This is a genomic window from Psychroflexus longus (assembly GCF_020164595.1).
GTDB lineage: Bacteria > Bacteroidota > Bacteroidia > Flavobacteriales > Flavobacteriaceae > Psychroflexus > Psychroflexus longus.
Window position 1 is genome coordinate 42,075 of the sequence record NZ_JAIQZE010000014.1, and the last position, 15,627, is coordinate 57,701.

The window sequence follows — 15,627 nt, forward strand, 5'->3', positions numbered from 1 at the left end:
GATAAATTGATAAAAATGCAAATGAAAATTACGAATTATAGTCTTTTGGAAGTATAATTTAGACTGAGTATCAATAATTGTTATAACAGCTTATTGATCACTTGCTCTATGGAAATATTTTCAGCTTCAGCTTTGTAGTTACGCACGACTCTGTGCCTCAAAATTGCTAGTGCTACCGCCTGTACATCTTCAATATCTGGAGAATATTTACCTCGCGTAGCAGCATGAGTTTTAGCAGCCAAAACAAGATTTTGCGAAGCTCTGGGACCTGCTCCCCAGTCAACATAAGTGTTTATAAAGTCTGAACTTTTTTCAGTATTCGGCCTGGTTTTACTAACTAAGTTTACTGCGTATTCTATAACATTATCCGCTATAGGCATTTTTCTAATTAACTTCTGAAGTTGAATAATTTCTGTAGCATTAAAAAGAGCTTCAACTTTGACTTCTTTATTCTGTGTGGTAGCTTTCACTACATCAACTTCTTCCTGAAAACTAGGATATTTCAAGTTCACTTCAAACATGAATCGGTCTAGCTGAGCCTCGGGAAGTGGATAAGTTCCCTCCTGCTCAATCGGATTCTGCGTAGCGAGAACGAAGTATGGGTTTGACAATAAATAGTTTTTACCTCCCACTGTGACTGCCTTTTCCTGCATCGCTTCCAGGAGCGCCGCCTGAGTTTTTGGAGGGGTTCTATTTATTTCATCGGCTAATAAAATATTTGTAAACACAGGTCCCTTCAAAAATTTAAAAGATCTATTCTCATCGAGAATTTCAGAACCTATGATATCACTTGGCATGAGGTCTGGTGTAAATTGAACTCTGCTAAAATCCAGCCCTAGAGACTGAGATATCGTATTTACCATTAAAGTTTTAGCCAATCCCGGAACTCCGACAAGTAAGGAATGACCTCCGGAAAATATAGATAGAAGTATAGTATCTACAACCTTCTCCTGACCCACTATAACTTTAGCGATCTCAGACTTTAAGATTTCATACTTCTTTACAAACTCATCTAAATCAGCAACGTCTGGCATACTATTTTTTTATCCAAGACTTGGAAAACTTACAAGCCTTATAATCTCCATTTACTTTAATATAGGTGTCTTTCACTTTCTTCCCTTTCCAGGCGTTTATTTCTTTAAGCTTTTTCTGCTGTAGGGCCAATTCACGAATACGAGTATAGTCTTCACTAAATTCAGCAATATGCTCTGGTATTTTTTTGGTCACAGTAATGAGTTTGAAAAACACCTTAGCTGTTCTTGGTTCAGAATCCTTAATTACTGGTGAAACTTCATTTTCTTTAAGATCCACAACCTGATCGTAAATTGCGGGATCTACTTTAGTCAATTCAAACCTTCTATCTCCAGTGGCATTATTGATAAGCTGACCTCCACTTTCTCTTGTTTCTTTTTCATCTGAAACTTCTCTAGCAGCATCTCTAAAACTTACGGAACCATCAACGATCAATTCTCTAACTTTTTCAATTTCCTCCTTCGCTTTCTCTATGGCCTCAGAACTGATTTCAGGATAAAGCAATATGTGTCTTACATCCACCTGCTGACCTCTAATTCTGTCAACAGTCAAAATGTGCCATCCAAATTCAGTTTCAAAAGGCTTGCTGATCTCTCCCTCTTGCAAACTAAAAGCAGCATCTTTAAATTCTTTTACATAGTTATCATCTCTGGTAAGTGTAATCTTTCCACCCGAACTTTTAGATCCTCGATCTTCAGAATACAAAACTGCTTTGGTTGCAAAGCTTCCTCCAGATAGGACATCGTCTCTAAAAGAATTCAGTTTATCTATAACTGCTTGTCGCTCTTTCTCTCCAACTTTTGGTCGCACAATGATTTGAGCAAGCTCTACCTCATCGTTAATCAAAGGGATTTCGTCTTCTGGGATAGCTTCAAAAAAATCTCTGGTCTCTTCTGGAGTAATTTCTACTTCATCCACAATAGCTCCTTGCATTTCCTCTGCCAGCATTCTCTGCTTATTGATCTCATTAAGTTGATTTCTTAGCTCAGTTTCATCCTCAAGTTTATAAAACTGAAGTAGCCTCTCCATACTCCCTACCTGGCTTACGAATTGACTGATTTGTTGTTCTGTAAAACTCTCTACTCTCGCCGGATTAAAAGGTAAGCTATCTTGTTCTGCATGGTGAGCAAATAACTTGTTTTCCATTATGGTTTCTGCAACATCACAATAGGAGATTTCGCCGATCTGCTGGTTTTTCATATCCAGATAAGCTTTGGAAATATCGCTTTCCAGTACGAGGTAATTTCCAACAACTGCAGCAACACCATCGATTTTTATTCTTCCATCCTCAGTCACTTTAGTGGCTTCGAGCACTTCTGGAGCAATATCAGAATTTTTGAGAAGGTTGTCTTTTTCGTCAACAGTTACCTGAGCTGTAGAGGTCAAACTTATGAGCATAATTACAGCCATTGTAATTATATTAATAGACTTCAAATTCATTATTTTTTGTAGCATCTTTTGTAATCTCTTTTTCAATTTTCTTAGCAATATTTATTTTTTTTCTATTGAGCAATATTTGCTCAATCGTAGGTCTTATATATCCAATTGGCGCTTCCTCGTTACGTTTTAAAGTTGATTTTATAAAAATATAATAGAGGTCATTTTCACTTTCAATTTCAATAAAATTTCCAGATTTAAAGAGCTCAGTCTTATCCAGTTGTAAACCTTTACTTTCCTTGAACTCTTTTACAACTTCAGAGTATCTAACCCATATAGAGTCATTAAGCGATAAAGATTTGAATTCCAAAGATTTCTCTTGCAATGATAGCATATCTTCAGGATTAAAACGTTGAAACTGACGTTTTATGTCCTTTAAAGCCTTCATTTTTTTATCTAATTGCAAATAACGCAATTGGACCAACTCTTCATTGAGCTTGAAATTAGATTTGTTGTTTTTGTAATATTCATCCACATCAGATGAATCAATAACATCTTTTAATTCTCTTTCTATAAGAGCATCTTTGTAAGCCTTTTTAAACAGCTGCTCTTCGTATTTTTTGGCCAACTCTCTAAAATCGATTTGTTTTTCTTCTGGTAAATTCAGCTTAGCCCTATCCAACAAAAGTTTATCTGTAGCCCAATTCTGAATATAAGTTTTTGCTGCAATTGTACTATCCTGTTCAGACAAGTCTTTTGAAATATGTTGGTTGAGCTCATCAAATTTTAGGAAATGGGTATTGACCCTGGCAACGTAATTTGAATTTTCCTTTTCTGAAAAAAGAGAACAAGCCCCTAAGATAAAGGAAAACAAAATCAAGAGTATTAACTGTTTATTTCTCAAGTTCTTCTTTTAATTGTTTTAAAACATCATTATTTATTTCGACATCATAATCAGCTCTCAACTCTGAAATTAAATCCTCTTCTTTTTGATCTTGAAGATGACTTATGATTTTACCATTTACTTCTTTAAATTCCGGAATTTTTGAAATTTCAACTTCCTTAACATCCATTATCATAAACTGGTCCAAGTGCTTATATATTTTACTTAATCCTCCTTTAAAATTAAATTTTTTTGGAAGTTTATCTGAATCTTCAGCAAGAATAACTTCTTCAATAATTATATCCTCCGATAAATTGATAGCCAAAGTGTCTGTCTTGCTTCTCTTTTTCAATTCTGATCTAAGAACTTTAAGTGATTTTTTATCTTTAGAAGTGTAAAGCTGTCCTTGCACTTTGGAAGGAATCACAAACTCTTTTTTGTGATTTTCATAATACTTCTTTTGCGCCAGAGTATCTTTAGAGACTGGCTCCCAGATTTTAGCTGTCATGTAATCAAAAATCAAAATACCATTTTTGTATTCATCAATTTTCTCACTGAACTCTTTATCGATTTCTGGTAGTTGGGTTTTATGATACTCAAGGAGTTTACTGTAGACTAAATCATTTACAGCAGTTTCAAGCACAATCTTATTTTCTGGCAATTTCGACAGACTGCGTTGCTGTCTTTCCAGGTACTCTCCGAAGGTTTTATAATCTACATTCAAATTCTCAACACTAAAGACTGTCTGAGTAGCATCTTCCTCATCAGGTTGATACTTCCATTTTCCTTTAGAAAAACTCTCATCCATCAAATTCAAAAAGTGATTTTTGGCTTCCTCGCTAATTTCAACTTCATATAATTGTTCAAGGCCTTCTTTGATTTTGGAAACTAATACTTTTGAACGCGAAGAACTTTTAAGTCTTCTTTTGTAGTCATCCTTAACCTCATCATAAGGCTCTAAAGGAATAGTTTCAATTAATTTGACAATATGCCAACCAAATCTGGTCTTGAAAGGCTCGGTATAATCACCTTCATTTTCAAGTTCGTAAGATTCGTTTTCATAAACTTTTGAATTCAATCCTCCCAAACTAAAAGGGGAAACATAGCCTCCATTACTTGCTGTGTTAGGGTCCTGACTGTATTTGATCGCTAGCTCATGAAAGTCCTCACCCTCCTGTAAACGTTTATAGATTTTTTGAATCTTCACCTCTGGATCCTGAAGGGAATCACTTGGAAGCAACATGATATGAGCTGTTTTTAACTGACCTTTGGATGGACGCTCACCAGTTTTTTTGATAATATGATAGCCAAAATCTGTTTTTACAGGGTCGGAAACTTCTCTAACCTCTAGATTATAGGCTGCATTTTCAAACTCATAAACCATCTTGAACGTATTGAACCAGTTAAGATCACCTCCATTAGCTTTCACCGAAGGATCATCAGAAAACTGTTTAGCTAAACTTTCAAAGTCTTCACCATTTTCAATACGCTTTTTAAGCATCAAAGCTTTTTGATAAACAGCAGTTGTATCGGCTTCAGTTTTGGGAAGGTTTAATAAAATGTGACTGGCTCTCACTTCAGTTTTGGTTCTATCATAAGTTTCTTTCACCATGGCTTCCGTAACTTCACCGTTGGATATATAATTATCAGCTATTTGTTTATAATACCTACCGAACTCTTTTTGGAAAGAAGGAAGAGTGTCTAATCCAAGATGATAAGCAGACTTGAGTTTTAAGTGGAAATTTATGAATCGATCTAGATGTTGTTCAATAGATTCGTTTGATGAAGAAATGAGATCAGCATTTTTTTGAAAAGAAGTGACAAACTTTTCAACTTTGTATTCGTCATCATTAATTTTAAAAAGAACTTCATTTTTAATTTGAGCATTGGAAACAAAAACAAAACATATTAGACATATGCAAATACTAAAAAGTGATTTCATTTTTAAGATTTTGGAGGCAAAAGTAAGAAAAATGCCAATGCACACAATGTTTAAGTTTTTTTAAAAAATGCCGTTTACAGCCTCAACTTTAGAAAGATAAAAGTAAACTTGCCTTATGAAATATACTACTGAAGTTATTATTGATAAACCGAGACAAGAGATTATCGACGCTTTTGAAAACCCCGATTTGCTCCCACATTGGCAGCGTGGCTTAAAACGAAGTCGGGTGATTAGCGGAGAAAATGGAGAGGTTGGCAGTAAGAGAAAACTGTACATCAACATGGAAGGTCAATCCATCAAAATGACAGAGACCATATTAAAAAAAGACTTACCAAACGAATGGCATGGGCGATACACTTCCAAAGGAATGGAAAGCACTCAAAAAAATTACTTTGAAGCGATAAGCGAGAATCAAACCAAATGGACGTCTTACAGTGAATTCAAGTTCTCAGGGTTTATGGTGCTAATCAGTAAATTGCTTCCGGACATATTCAAAAAAAGGTCAAAAGTCGTTCAACAAGATTTCAAAGCATTTATAGAAGAAGGTAAGAGTGTGAAAACAAATTAAGTAAGGTTTGTTTTAATATTTATATTGACTTTATTTGTAAAAAAATAAATAATGAAACACATAATTTGTATTGCCTTATTAGCGCTTAGTTTTACCTCTTTCTCCCAAACCAAAGTGGGTACAGTTAACAACGAATACATCCTTTCTCAGATGCCAGAGATCAAAGATGTAGAAGAAAAATTAAAAGTCTACAGCACCAAACTGGACAGTACCATTCAAGAAAAGTATGTCGCTTATCGTGAAGTTTTGGACGATTACAACGAAAAGGAAAAAGAAGGCATGAACGATGTGATGAAAAAAATAAAGCAAAAAGAAATTGTAGATCTGGAAGAAGATCTCAAAAAGCTTCAGCAAAATTCATCACAAATGCTACAACTACAACAAGATCAATATTTGAGACCGCTTTACAACAAAATTGGTACTGCTATCGAAGAAATTGTCAATGAAGAAGATTTTACTCAAATTTTTGATGAAAACAACAGTATCATTTATATAGATCCTGAATTTGACATTACTCTAAAGGTTATAGACAAACTTGGAATTGAAATTAAAGAAGAATCAGCAGAAGATGTAATTCCGGAAGGAAATTCTGGTAATTAAATCCTAACTCATCTAAAAACAAAAAGCTCGGAATTTTCATTTCGAGCTTTTTTAATAAGTATATATTCTAAAAGTCTATCTGCTATAGTTTGGTGCTTCTTTGGTAATAGAGACACTATGAGGATGACTTTCCATAACTCCGGAAGCTGTGATTTGTACAAATTCTCCGTTTTCCTTTAAGGTCTGGATGTCTTTTGCACCACAATAGCCCATCCCTGCTCTTAAACCACCGATGAATTGAACCATGCTTTCTACCAATTCTCCTTTGTAAGGAACCCGACCTACGATGCCTTCCGGTACTAATTTCTTGATGTCGGCTTCCACATCCTGAAAATATCTGTCTTTAGAGCCTTTGTCCATGGCTTCAATAGAACCCATTCCTCTATAGGACTTAAATTTTCGTCCTTCATAAATAATAGTTTCCCCGGGAGATTCTTTGGTACCTGCCAGTAATGAACCTAACATTACACAATCTGCACCTCCTGCAATGGCTTTAGGAATATCACCAGTGTAACGAATTCCACCATCAGCGATTACTGGAACTCCAGAACCTTTTAAAGCTTCTGCAACCTCCATTACTGCAGAAAGTTGTGGAAAACCAACACCTGCAACAATTCTTGTGGTACAAATAGATCCAGGACCTACTCCAACTTTTACAGCATCAGCTCCAGCGTTTACCAAATATTTTGCAGCGTCTGCAGTGGCGATATTACCCACTACAACGTCCAGTTTTGGAAATTCTTTTTTGATGGTTTTCAATACCTCAACCACACCTTTGGTATGTCCGTGAGCGGTATCAATAACCACAGCGTCAACGCCAGCTTTGACCAAAGCAGAAGCACGTTCTACAATATCATTGGTGACGCCCAGTGCGGCAGCTACTCTCAATCGACCGTATTCATCTTTATTAGCAAAAGGTTTTTGAGTGAGTTTTGTTATATCTCTAAAGGTGATTAAACCAACGAGTTTATCATTTTTATCGACAACAGGAAGTTTCTCGATTTTATGTTTTTGAAGGATAACCTCAGCTTCTTTAAGCGAAGTACCTTCGCTTACTGTGACCAGGTTTTTAATAGTCATGACCTCTTTAATGGGACGGTCATTTTTAACTTCGAAACGCAAGTCCCTGTTGGTCACAATACCTATCAACTTATAGGCATCATCTACAATTGGAATTCCACCAATACTGTGTTCTCTCATGTTATCGTTGGCATCCTTAACCGTCGCTGTGATAGGCAAAGTCACTGGATCGATGATCATTCCGCTTTCCGCACGTTTTACTCGACGTACTTTAAGAGCCTGCTCTTCGATCGTCATGTTTTTATGCAAGACACCAATGCCGCCTTCCTGAGCAATTGCAATGGCCATTCTCGATTCTGTCACCGTATCCATGGCGGCAGAAACTATTGGAACATTAAGGGATATATTTCTGGTGAATTTACTCTCGATACTCACAGTTCTTGGAAGAACGTCTGAGTAAGCCGGTACTAAAAGAACATCGTCGTAGGTAAGTCCAAGTCCTTTTACTTTTGAATTTGTCATTGCAATTAGATTTAATTGCGTGCAAAAATACACAATTTGTAATTAAGTGACTGAGACTTTAAGGTTTAGTTTGGTTTTCACTATACCGGGCACAATTTTAAGTTTTTTGAAGAGATTATAATTTTAAGGCGTCTTATTGTTTAGTTTCAGGAGATCAATGAGTTCAAAATCTTTCACATAATAAATAGAAATTAGAGGACCAAAAAATGGAAGCATTGCACATAAGATGATGAGGAAAAGTTTTTCAGTTAATTTCAACTTTTTGTTGATCAGAATGTAGGCTAATACAGAAAAAAATATTCCTACTAAAGTGTAGAGGATTAACTTATAAGCCCAATAAGGAAGAAAAAAATCCATATAGTTTAACTTGGTTAATGTTTAAAAAGTAAATATAACAATCTTTATTAAGCCTTAATTATTCATATTCAAAAACAGGCTTTCCCTCCTCGCATCTAATACCTTTAGGTTGCGGCGGAACAGAACAATCACTGAAAACTCCCCATTTTCTATTGAAGTTTTCTTGTTGAGTTCGGTGTTCTTCGATCTTGTTCAGAAAATCTCGGGTATCGATCACAGTCGAATAAGCAATAAACCCAACTGGCCCACCACAAGTTTTACTCCCGTAAGGAGTAAATGTCCAGTTAGAAGAATCTTCACAATCTACACTGCTGGCTAAGTTCTCGATCTCAGTAAATAACTCACTTAAGCGCTCTGCTTCCTGCTCTTGAGTGAGGTCATCGCTATCGCTACAGGAAAACAAAAGGCTGATACATAAAAGAAGGCTGAAGAGTTTTGAGAAGTTCATTACTTTATATTTCATATTTCAAAAGTATTATTCAAAATTTCAAATATCACTCCGAACTATTAGAGGACTAAATTTCTTTGAAGTCGAATAAGACTTATTATAAGTGACTGAATATTGAGTCCGTGAAAATTTCAATTCATTAATTTGATTTCATAAATAGTATTTCCGTAAAAATCTATGCTGTCAAAATCTTTACTAACAATTGTCCAGTCTTCATTATCAATAGGTAATAATACCTTAAAAGGGTTCTCTAAATCAGGTGACTCAAAGAATTTAATTTCTTTGTATGAATCCTCAGGTGTTGGGTTGTCACCTAAAATTACATCTCTAAAGATTTTACTGAAGCGTCTCTTTCTATAACATCGGTTGTATCAATTTCTGATCCTAAGGGTTCAGATTTCTGAAAGATGACAACAATATCCATAGCGGTTTCATTATTTATGAAATAGTCTGCAGAACCACCAGGATCAGTAACAAGGTTGTCGTCATCATTATCCTGATTGCAACTTACGATGCTGAATATAAGAATAAGCAACAACATAGATTTTTGAATAAAATTTGAAATTGACATAAGGTTTATATATAAGGGTGATTTTTTTTAGAAATGGTTGTGTTGAATTGTTGAAAATCCTTGGTGAATTCAAACTGATGCCTATAGTTTTCTTGGATTTTAAGGGTAGAATTAAAAGGCACTTACTTGTTCATTTAATAATTTGTTTGTCTTTTGCAATCAACAAAATAGAACCATTAGCGCAAATTAAACGTAGCCTTAATTAAGCAATATTTTTATCAACGAATTGTTTTATTTCGTTCAGTTCAGATTGTTTGTTTTCTTTTCCTTCTTCGATATCATAATCATCTTGGAGTCCAAGCCAAAATTTAGCTGAATTACCAAAATATTTACTCAATCGTAAAGCCGTGTCAGCTGTTATTCGTCGACGACCTTTTACGATTTCAGATATTCGAGTTTGTGGAATTTTCAAATCTTTAGAAAGTCGATAAGCCGAAATTTCAAGTGGCTCAAGAAATTCGTAAAGTAAAATTTCGCCTGGGTGTATATTTTCTAACTCTTCCATTTTCTTTGTCTTTTAATGATAATCAACTATTTCAACTTCGCTCGCATTTCCGTTGCTCCACTCAAAAATTATTCGCCACTGTTTATTGATTCGGATACTGTAAAATCCACTCAAATTTCCACTCAATTTTTCAAGTCGGTTTGAAGGTGGAATTCTCAGATCAGCTATATTTTGAGAGTTATTCAACATTCTCAATTTTCGGCGTCCAATTCTTTGAATTTCAATAGGTATTTTTTTTACTCGATGTCCATTCCAAATTTGTTTTGTCACTTTTGAGCGAAATGAAACAATCATACTAATGCTTTACGTTACTAACGGTAAAAGTAAGCAAAATTTCTAAATTAGAATTAAAACAAAATGCTTTTAATTACTTAAGGAAGAGTGAATTTCATTTTTTAACCCATAGCGTTACGAGCCCAAGTTTCTAAATCATAAAAACATCAGTCAACCGCAAAGTCCCACGTGAGAGATTGCAGCGGTTACCCCGATTCCCAAAGCATTGAGGAAGGTGTAATAGAGAAAAGCCTGCCCCAAAAGCATTGGGGGGCAGGCTCTAATAAAATTTAAAAATATCCCGAATCGCTGTCGTTCTCGGGTAAGTGATTCACATACATTTTGTAAAGCAAAATATGGCTCTATGTTTACATATTCCTTCTATACTGGCCGCCGACTTCAAACAGGGCTTCGGTGATCTGGCCTAAAGAGCAGTATTTGGTGGCTTCCATCAATTCTTCGAAGATGTTTTCGTTGTGGATGGCTGCTTCCTGTATGCGTTTTAGGTTCTTGTCGGCTCTGTTTTCGTAGACTTTGTGAAGTTTTTCCAGAGTATTGATCTGGAATTCCTTCTCCTCCTCAGTCGCGCGGATGACTTCTCTAGGTTTGACTGTTGGCGAACCTTTGGAACTCAGGAAGGTGTTCACTCCGATAATTGGAAATTCTCCGGTGTGCTTGAGGGTTTCGTAATGTAAACTTTCCTCCTGAATCTTGCTACGCTGGTACATGGTTTCCATGGCACCAAGCACGCCACCACGCTCGGTAAGACGGTCGAACTCAAGTAAAACAGCTTCCTCCACAAGGTCTGTCAATTCTTCAATAATAAAAGAGCCTTGGATTGGGTTTTCGTTTTTGGCCAGCCCTAATTCTTTGTTGATAATCAACTGAATGGCCATGGCACGGCGTACAGATTCTTCGGTTGGCGTCGTGATAGCTTCATCGTAGGCATTGGTGTGCAGCGAATTACAGTTATCGTAAATCGCATACAACGCCTGTAGCGTGGTCCGGATATCGTTAAAGTCGATTTCCTGGGCGTGAAGCGAACGTCCTGAGGTCTGGATGTGGTATTTCAACATCTGCGCTCTGGAGTTGGCGCCGTATTTATCCCGCATGGCTTTGGACCAGATACGTCGGGCCACACGACCAATGACCGCATATTCTGGATCGATACCATTGGAGAAAAAGAAACTTAAGTTAGGACCAAATTTATTGATATCCATGCCTCGGCTCAAGTAATATTCTACGTAAGTAAAGCCGTTGGAAAGCGTCAATGCCAATTGTGTAATGGGGTTGGCGCCTGCTTCGGCAATGTGATAACCTGAAATTGACACCGAATAAAAGTTTCTGACTTTATTTTCAATGAAATATTCCTGGACGTCACCCATCAATCGGATAGCGAATTCTGTAGAGAAAATACAGGTGTTTTGCGCCTGGTCTTCTTTAAGAATATCCGCCTGAACCGTTCCTCTAACAACAGCAATGGTGTCTTGTTTTATCTTTTCGTATACATCTTTCGGCAAGACCATATCGCCAGTAACACCAAGCAGCATCAAGCCAAGGCCATTGTTTCCTTCTGGAAGTTCACCTTGGTAGACTGGTCGTTCTGTTCCGTTTTTCTGATATATCTCTTTGATTTTGGCTTCAACTTCTTTTTCAAGTCCGTGCTCTGCAATGTATTTTTCACACTGCTGGTCGATGGCGGCATTCATAAAGAACCCGAGCAGCATCGGAGCTGGACCATTAATGGTCATACTCACAGAAGTCATGGCATCTGCCAGATCGAATCCTGAATACAACTTTTTGGCATCGTCTAAACAGCAAATAGAAACACCCGCATTACCAATTTTACCGTAAATATCTGGTCGATGGTCGGGATCGTTTCCGTACAGTGTTACCGAATCAAAAGCTGTAGACAAACGCTTAGCAGGCAAGCCTGCACTCACATAATGAAACCTGCGATTAGTTCGTTCCGGCCCACCTTCCCCGGCAAACATTCGGGTAGGATCTTCACCAGTTCTTTTGAACGGATATAGTCCTGCGGTATATGGGAATTCTCCAGGCACATTTTCTTGTAGCAACCACTTGAGCAAATCTCCCCAGGCTTTATATTTAGGTAAAGCTACTTTTGGAATTTTGGTATGAGAAAGCGAATCGGTATGAGTATCAATTTTGATTTCTTTGTCTCTTACTTTAAAGGTGTACACCTCGTCGGTATATTTTTGAACAACATTGCCCCAATCCAATATTTTTTCCCAGTTGTATGGATCAAAGTCCATCTTGACACGGTCGAATTCCTTCTTCAGCAAACCTACCAAAGTTTCATTGTCTGAAGTGGCCACCTCTTCCAATTGTGTTTCTTCAATGCCATTTTTATCAAGTTCTAATTTTGTATCGGTGACACTTTCAAGGGTTTTGAAAATCCCGTAAAGCTTTTGAGCCACTTCTACCTGTGAGTTCGCCTTCTGATCGTAGGCCCGATTGTTTTCTGAAATTTCTGAAAGGTAACGGGTTCTGGCTGGTGGAATGACAAATATTTTTTCTGACATTTCATCAGAAATCTGATAATCACTCTTAAGTGTTGTTGATGTTTTTTCTGACAACTGATCCATGATTCTCTTGTAAAGAATATTCATGCCTGGATCGTTAAATTGAGAAGCGATGGTTCCATATACTGGTAAAGTATCTGGCTTAACATCCCACAGATTGTGATTGCGCTGGTATTGTTTTTTGACGTCACGCAAAGCATCTTTAGCACCACGTTTATCAAATTTATTGATAGCCACCAAATCGGCAAAGTCCAACATGTCGATTTTCTCCAACTGAGTAGCTGCTCCAAATTCTGGTGTCATGACATACAGCGACACATCCGAGTGATCGAGAATTTCTGTATCACTCTGACCTATTCCCGAAGTTTCTAAAATAATTAAATCATAGTTAGCCGCTTTTAAGACTTCTACTGCCTCCTGCACATATTTGGATAAAGCCAAGTTGGATTGTCTTGTAGCCAATGAACGCATGTATACTCTTGATGAGTTGATCGCATTCATACGAATTCTATCTCCAAGCAAAGCACCTCCAGTTTTACGTTTAGAAGGATCCACCGAGATAATCCCGATTTGTTTGTCTTCAAAATCCACTAAAAATCGACGAACTAACTCATCGACCAATGAAGATTTGCCGGAACCCCCAGTTCCTGTAATTCCAAGAACGGGAACTTTATTCTCATTGTTTTTCTGAATAGATTCAAACACCTCTAAAAATTCGTCGTGTCTGTTTTCAGCTAAGGAAATTAAACGTGCTATGGTATTGACGTCTTTATTATCTAAGTTTTCTTTGGTCTTTTTTGGAGCTTTTAGCTCAGGTGTTTTAAAATCAGCTTGTTTGACTAGGTCGTTGATCATACCCTGTAATCCCATTTCGCGTCCATCATCTGGAGAATAGATCCTAGTAATTCCGTGCTTCATCAATTCCTCGATTTCTTCGGTCAGGATGACTCCTCCTCCACCACCAAAGATTTTGATGTGCCCGGCTCCTTTCTCCTGAAGCAAATCATACATGTATTTAAAATACTCATTATGCCCACCCTGATAAGACGTCAAAGCAATTGCGTTCACATCTTCTTGTATGGCGGTATTGACGACTTCTTCTACACTTCTGTCATGACCTAAATGAATCACTTCTACGCCGGTAGATTGGATGATACGACGCATCACATTGATGGAGGCATCGTGGCCATCAAATAAAGAAGCTGCGGTGACTATTCGAATTTGATTTTTAGGAGTATATGGTTTTTGTTGCTGCATTATAAAATTGAATTATAAATAATTTTTATGGCGTGAAATTACGAAATATTCAATTTAAACTCATTGATTTAAGCTTCTAATAACGAAAAAATAGAAGGTTGTCTTCAAAAGTCTCTATCTTTACAATAGATCTAAAATTCATTTCTATGAAACGATTTTTATTACTTATGCTAGTTTCTATTTCATTGAGTTCATGCGCAGAACTTGAACAGATTTCTAGAGAGATGACAAAGTCTGCCGGGGTTACTGACCAACAAATAGCCAATGGCCTACAACAAGCACTATCCAAAGGTGTAGATGAGCAAGTTTCCAAATTGACTGAGGGAAATGGATTTTATAATAATGATTTGGTGAGGATCAAACTTCCTGAGGAATTATCTAGTGTGGAGAGCACCATGAGAAGCTTAGGTTTAGGTAATTTAGCTGACGAAGGCATCAAGGCACTTAACACGACCGCTCAGCAAGCTGTTAAAGAAGCGACACTCATTTTCTTATCTGCGATACGCGACATGACATTTGAGGAAGCCAGATCTATTCTGCTCGGAGAAAATTCAGCAGCAACGTCTTACTTAAGAGATAAGACACAAACAGAATTGTATCAAAAATTTGAGCCCATCGTACGAGATAATTTTCAGAAAGTAGGCGCCGATCAAATATGGAAAAATGTGATTGAAAAATACAATCAGGTGCCTTTTACCTCTAATGTAAATCCAAATCTCACAGACTACGTCACCAACGAAGCCTTAAAGGGCGTTTATAAAATGATTGAACTGGAAGAACAACGAATCAGAAATGACGTTAGGGAAAGATCTACAGATCTATTAAGACGAGTTTTTGCGCTTCAGGATTAAGTCGCTTGCAATTGTAATTTAGTATTGTTCTCCAGACTTTTAATAAAATCTATCACTTTGGAATTAAACACTTTTGGCTGTTCAACATTCACCACGTGACCGCAGTTTTTGATGACAAATAATTTGGCTTCTTTATGAGTTTCAGAAATTTTTCTAACCGCAGGTAGAAACAAATAATCTTGTTCACCCATCATGTAAAGGGAAGGTATATTGATCGCTTTTTGCCTAAAGAACTTGAGCAAAGGATTTATTTCAGAAGTTAGCTTAAACCATCTGATGAATTCTTTCTGGTATAATTTTTTAGCCTCGTTCACGAAGAGATTTCTTGATTTCTTATGATTCCTTCTAGGCATTATTATGAAAGCAAATAATTTGTAAAGAATCATATAAGGCACAACCGATTTGAATATTACTCCAACATTCATTAAAAACCTGGACCTCACGTTCATTTTCATAATAGCTCCGCCCATGATCATGCTAGAAACGCGATTTGGATAGTTCTCAGCTAAGTTCCTTATTAAAATGGTACCCAGAGAGATACCTATGAAATGAGATTTTTCAATATTGTTGATATCTAAAACTTCAACTATATCGCCGGTAATAGCATCGAAAGTGTAATTTTCATCAAGCGAATCCTGCAATTTTGGATTTGAATTGCCATGACCTCTAAGGTCTAATAGTAAAACATTAAATTGAGATTTAAAGGCTCTGAGTTGCTTAAACCATATGGAAGAACTTCCACCAGCACCATGCACAAAGGTAACCCACTCTATGGAGTTTTCGTGACGATAAACTGAATGGTGTATCAAAGCTTTCTTTTTGTAAATATACACAGGATAATCGTTAAAACTAAAATGTCCTTAAATACTAGTAAA

General features: G+C 36.7%; 15 protein-coding genes. 3 read left to right on the forward strand and 12 right to left on the reverse strand.

From position 1 onward, the window contains the following. Window positions 1-80 precede the first annotated feature (80 nt). The 4 genes from LB452_RS11835 to LB452_RS11850 are packed head-to-tail and all read right to left on the reverse strand — an operon-like array spanning window position 81 to window position 5,234. Window positions 81-1,034: an AAA family ATPase gene (locus LB452_RS11835; RefSeq protein WP_224461950.1), complete on the reverse strand. Its 954-nt coding sequence runs from the start codon at window positions 1,032-1,034 to the stop codon at window positions 81-83. Between the two features lies 1 nt (window position 1,035). After that, window positions 1,036-2,442: a peptidylprolyl isomerase gene (locus LB452_RS11840; RefSeq protein WP_224461951.1), complete on the reverse strand. Its 1,407-nt coding sequence runs from the start codon at window positions 2,440-2,442 to the stop codon at window positions 1,036-1,038. Window positions 2,443-2,452: 10 nt separating this feature from the next. After that, complete coding sequence (locus LB452_RS11845) at window positions 2,453-3,283, reverse strand: hypothetical protein (protein WP_224461952.1); 831 nt, start codon at window positions 3,281-3,283, stop codon at window positions 2,453-2,455. A gap of 19 nt (window positions 3,284-3,302) precedes the next feature. Beyond that, complete coding sequence (locus LB452_RS11850) at window positions 3,303-5,234, reverse strand: peptidylprolyl isomerase (protein WP_224461953.1); 1,932 nt, start codon at window positions 5,232-5,234, stop codon at window positions 3,303-3,305. Window positions 5,235-5,349: 115 nt separating this feature from the next. On the opposite strand from LB452_RS11850, the gene LB452_RS11855 reads away from it, so the two are divergent. Both LB452_RS11855 and LB452_RS11860 read left to right on the forward strand, forming a co-directional pair. Further along, complete coding sequence (locus LB452_RS11855) at window positions 5,350-5,802, forward strand: SRPBCC family protein (protein WP_224461954.1); 453 nt, start codon at window positions 5,350-5,352, stop codon at window positions 5,800-5,802. Between the two features lie 51 nt (window positions 5,803-5,853). After that, window positions 5,854-6,402, forward strand: a complete 549-nt coding sequence (locus LB452_RS11860; protein ID WP_224461955.1) for an OmpH family outer membrane protein — start codon at window positions 5,854-5,856, stop codon at window positions 6,400-6,402. A 75-nt stretch (window positions 6,403-6,477) separates the two neighbouring features. Here the strand turns inward: LB452_RS11860 and guaB are convergent, their stop codons facing one another. From guaB to LB452_RS11895, 7 genes are all read right to left on the reverse strand, one after another. Next, window positions 6,478-7,944 carry an IMP dehydrogenase gene (gene guaB, locus LB452_RS11865; protein WP_224461956.1) on the reverse strand — a complete coding sequence of 489 codons (1,467 nt, stop codon included), beginning with the start codon at window positions 7,942-7,944 and terminating at the stop codon, window positions 6,478-6,480. 123 nt (window positions 7,945-8,067) lie between these two features. Beyond that, window positions 8,068-8,301, reverse strand: a complete 234-nt coding sequence (locus tag LB452_RS11870; RefSeq protein ID WP_224461957.1) for a hypothetical protein — start codon at window positions 8,299-8,301, stop codon at window positions 8,068-8,070. A gap of 58 nt (window positions 8,302-8,359) precedes the next feature. Continuing rightward, the gene (locus LB452_RS11875) at window positions 8,360-8,764 is read right to left on the reverse strand and encodes a hypothetical protein (RefSeq protein WP_224461958.1); all 405 of its coding nucleotides are present in this window, start codon (window positions 8,762-8,764) and stop codon (window positions 8,360-8,362) included. A 304-nt stretch (window positions 8,765-9,068) separates the two neighbouring features. Beyond that, a complete protein-coding gene (locus LB452_RS11880) occupies window positions 9,069-9,320 on the reverse strand; it encodes a hypothetical protein (RefSeq protein WP_224461959.1) in 252 nt (83 codons plus the stop codon). Window positions 9,321-9,522: 202 nt separating this feature from the next. Next, window positions 9,523-9,825 (reverse strand): HigA family addiction module antitoxin, encoded by a 303-nt coding sequence (locus LB452_RS11885; RefSeq protein ID WP_224461960.1) that lies wholly within the window; start codon window positions 9,823-9,825, stop codon window positions 9,523-9,525. Between the two features lie 12 nt (window positions 9,826-9,837). After that, window positions 9,838-10,119, reverse strand: coding sequence for a type II toxin-antitoxin system RelE/ParE family toxin (locus LB452_RS11890; RefSeq protein WP_224461961.1), 282 nt, complete (start codon window positions 10,117-10,119; stop codon window positions 9,838-9,840). A 347-nt stretch (window positions 10,120-10,466) separates the two neighbouring features. Continuing rightward, entirely contained in the window at window positions 10,467-13,901 is a 3,435-nt protein-coding gene (locus LB452_RS11895) for a methylmalonyl-CoA mutase family protein (protein WP_224461962.1), read from the reverse strand. A 146-nt stretch (window positions 13,902-14,047) separates the two neighbouring features. Here LB452_RS11895 and LB452_RS11900 point away from each other — a divergent pair, with 146 nt between their 5' ends. Further along, window positions 14,048-14,752, forward strand: coding sequence for a DUF4197 domain-containing protein (locus LB452_RS11900; RefSeq protein WP_224461963.1), 705 nt, complete (start codon window positions 14,048-14,050; stop codon window positions 14,750-14,752). Here the strand turns inward: LB452_RS11900 and LB452_RS11905 are convergent. Further along, complete coding sequence (locus LB452_RS11905; protein ID WP_224461964.1) at window positions 14,749-15,561, reverse strand: alpha/beta fold hydrolase; 813 nt, start codon at window positions 15,559-15,561, stop codon at window positions 14,749-14,751. The genes LB452_RS11900 and LB452_RS11905 overlap by 4 nt on opposite strands. Window positions 15,562-15,627 lie beyond the last annotated feature (66 nt).

Excerpts from the sequence above, each read along its gene's own strand:
- LB452_RS11840 (WP_224461951.1), bottom strand. The coding sequence starts at position 2,442 with ATGGCTGTAATTATGCTCATAAGTTTGACCTCTACAGCTCAGGTAACT.
- guaB (WP_224461956.1), bottom strand. The coding sequence starts at position 7,944 with ATGACAAATTCAAAAGTAAAAGGACTTGGACTTACCTACGACGATGTT.
- LB452_RS11885 (WP_224461960.1), bottom strand. The coding sequence starts at position 9,825 with ATGGAAGAGTTAGAAAATATACACCCAGGCGAAATTTTACTTTACGAA.
- LB452_RS11900 (WP_224461963.1), top strand. The coding sequence starts at position 14,048 with ATGAAACGATTTTTATTACTTATGCTAGTTTCTATTTCATTGAGTTCA.
- LB452_RS11875 (WP_224461958.1), bottom strand. The coding sequence starts at position 8,764 with ATGAAATATAAAGTAATGAACTTCTCAAAACTCTTCAGCCTTCTTTTA.
- LB452_RS11895 (WP_224461962.1), bottom strand. The coding sequence starts at position 13,901 with ATGCAGCAACAAAAACCATATACTCCTAAAAATCAAATTCGAATAGTC.
- LB452_RS11855 (WP_224461954.1), top strand. The coding sequence starts at position 5,350 with ATGAAATATACTACTGAAGTTATTATTGATAAACCGAGACAAGAGATT.
- LB452_RS11835 (WP_224461950.1), bottom strand. The coding sequence starts at position 1,034 with ATGCCAGACGTTGCTGATTTAGATGAGTTTGTAAAGAAGTATGAAATC.
- LB452_RS11890 (WP_224461961.1), bottom strand. The coding sequence starts at position 10,119 with ATGATTGTTTCATTTCGCTCAAAAGTGACAAAACAAATTTGGAATGGA.
- LB452_RS11880 (WP_224461959.1), bottom strand. The coding sequence starts at position 9,320 with ATGTCAATTTCAAATTTTATTCAAAAATCTATGTTGTTGCTTATTCTT.
- LB452_RS11870 (WP_224461957.1), bottom strand. The coding sequence starts at position 8,301 with ATGGATTTTTTTCTTCCTTATTGGGCTTATAAGTTAATCCTCTACACT.
- LB452_RS11860 (WP_224461955.1), top strand. The coding sequence starts at position 5,854 with ATGAAACACATAATTTGTATTGCCTTATTAGCGCTTAGTTTTACCTCT.
- LB452_RS11850 (WP_224461953.1), bottom strand. The coding sequence starts at position 5,234 with ATGAAATCACTTTTTAGTATTTGCATATGTCTAATATGTTTTGTTTTT.